Raw genomic sequence first — 2,293 nt, forward strand, 5'->3', positions numbered from 1 at the left:
CAGAAATCTTTCATGAAGAAGGTCATATCCATCTGGCGCGCCATAGGATCTTGAATCGTCCAGAAATTGTGCATGGTTGACGCGACCGGGATGATGAAGAGCACGATCAAGGCAACTCCCACCAGCGGGTACAGCCCCAGTATGATACTCAGTCCACCGAGGATAATCATTGCACCGCTGCCGCGCACAGCCAGACCCGGGAAAGGCACGCCTTTTGACTGCGTCCAGGGAATCATGGCTTGCGCCTGGGCAAAGTGGGCATAGCCGCCGAAAATCCAATACACACCGACAATAATCCTACCGATCAGAAACACAATATCCATTTTTATCTCCTTTGATAAATCATAATAGTTTTGTGCTGCTACATTGGTTTTTCAGAATTTATTTTTACAAGAGAGCTACTACCTCTTTTCATTAAAAAGATATTATGTGTTTTTATCCGCTTCAATTTGTTTAAAGGCCCGCAAAAAAGCTTCATAAGGTTGCGCACCGACAATGGCGTAATGATCATTCAAAACGTAAGTCGGCACTCCTGTCACGCCGATTTGAGAGGCGTGCTTCACCAGCCCATTTACTGTCGCTGTATACCTGCCTGCTTCCACTTCGCTCTGCATCTCGTCCGCGTCCAGTCCGACTTGCAGGGCGGCATCGCGCAGGACGTTCCATTTGCTGACGTCTTCGCCTTTGCCGTAGAACTTGTCAAAGACGGCATGATGAAATTCAAACCCTTTACCTTTTTGGCGCGCATATTCTGTAGATTCATGCGCAATGCGCGTGTTGGGAATGCGCGTCGCAAAAACCATTTCCAGGCCGTAGGCGTTCGCCATCTGCTTGAGACGCCCCTGACTCTGCGCGGCACGCGCCCTTACATAATCGGGCAGTTCCATACCTTCGGGCGGCGTATCGGGACGCAGGTAGAACGGACGCCATTCGACTTGCGCGCTGTGCTTTTCAATTAACGTTGCGACCACACCCTGGCCGACATAGCACCAGGGTCAGACATAGTCGGAAAAAATCGTGAGTTTGATTTGGTCCATTTTTCTTTCCTTTCTTTAATTTTTACGATTTGGGGTGCAAAATCACCATTGGAATTTCACGCTGAGTGTGCTTCTGGTAGCCTTCAAAGGCGGGGGCTTTCTTAACCAGTTGCGCCCACAACCGTTTTTTCTCCTCAGAACCCGCCTGTTCTGTTGTCACCAATCTCATATCGCCGCCAATTTCGATTGTTGCTTGCGGACTGCTTTTCAGATTCAGCCACCAAGCCGGAGGCTTTTCCCCTCCGTTGTTGGAGGCAGTGATAATGTAGTTGGGACTCTCACTGAGATACATCACCGGCACAGTATGTTTCTTCCCAGTCTTGCGTCCAGTGGTGGTGAGCAGAAGCACCGGCATTGCGCCAAGACGACTGCCCACTTTCCCGCCGGTTCGACGGTACAGAAAGACATAGATCGCCATAACCAACCTCATTAGCCATTTACCAAACATGCAGTTTCTCCATTGAGTAATTTCTTGTGACTGTTCATCTTAATCCTAGATTTTCAACTCCGCTTAGAATCCCAGTTCTTCTTTGACAATAATCATCGTAATGCGATTTGGACGGATTTCGCGGTTGACAATCAATGCTTTATTCACCCCAGTGTTCATCTTATAGAGTTGCTGCATATGCTCATCTTCGAGAGGTAGACAGTATTCCTGAATACGCCTCAGCCCTTCATTCAGGTCTTTAACGATTTTCTGCGCACCAACCACCCAGATGACCTTCCCGGCACTCGAAGCATAAACCCCAAGCTGACTGCCGGTATTCGAAGCAATCAGAACGTGCCCATCTTCGGTCACCGCGTGGACACTGCCAGCCGCAAAATCAGGCGCGCCGCCCAGTTTGCGAATCTCCCGGCCTTGCGTCTCGCGGTTCATCGCAAACATCTTCGGGCGCAACGCATCGAAGCGACCAGACTTTTCAACTTCATCCTTGACACCTAACTTTTCAAGAGTCACTGATGAGCCAAGAAAGACCTCAGAGCCGTCGGGAATCAATTCAAAAAACAGGCGTTTCGCATCCTCGCCATTTTCAGAGATCAACGTGTGAATGCCATTGGCTTCGAGCGCCGCGGCAGTGCGCTCAATCTGTTCGTCGGTTGCCAGGCGGGAAAATTCTTTATTGGGGGTAAGGGTGGATTGTGTAGTAGAAGTTGTCATTTTTCCTTTTAGATATTTATAAAATCAGAGATTCGCGTTTCACATATGTTGAGAGCAGGGAACAGGCATAATGTCCAGAAAGAAGAATCTTGATTTA

General features: G+C 48.9%; 4 protein-coding genes. All 4 read right to left on the reverse strand.

Annotated features, from left to right (window positions below):
• The coding region (locus FBQ85_29365) for a DoxX family protein (protein ID MDL1879241.1) at window positions 1–323 on the reverse strand (323 nt) is incomplete at its 3' end.
• A gap of 102 nt (window positions 324–425) precedes the next feature.
• Entirely contained in the window at window positions 426–971 is a 546-nt protein-coding gene (locus tag FBQ85_29370; GenBank protein MDL1879242.1) for a DsbA family oxidoreductase, read from the reverse strand.
• Between the two features lie 88 nt (window positions 972–1,059).
• Window positions 1,060–1,485, reverse strand: a complete 426-nt coding sequence (locus FBQ85_29375) for a nitroreductase family deazaflavin-dependent oxidoreductase (protein MDL1879243.1) — start codon at window positions 1,483–1,485, stop codon at window positions 1,060–1,062.
• 63 nt (window positions 1,486–1,548) lie between these two features.
• Window positions 1,549–2,196: a hypothetical protein gene (locus FBQ85_29380; GenBank protein ID MDL1879244.1), complete on the reverse strand. Its 648-nt coding sequence runs from the start codon at window positions 2,194–2,196 to the stop codon at window positions 1,549–1,551.
• Window positions 2,197–2,293: the final 97 nt, after the last annotated feature.

Source organism: Cytophagia bacterium CHB2 (genome assembly GCA_030263535.1).
Taxonomy (GTDB): Bacteria; Zhuqueibacterota; Zhuqueibacteria; order Zhuqueibacterales; family Zhuqueibacteraceae; genus Coneutiohabitans.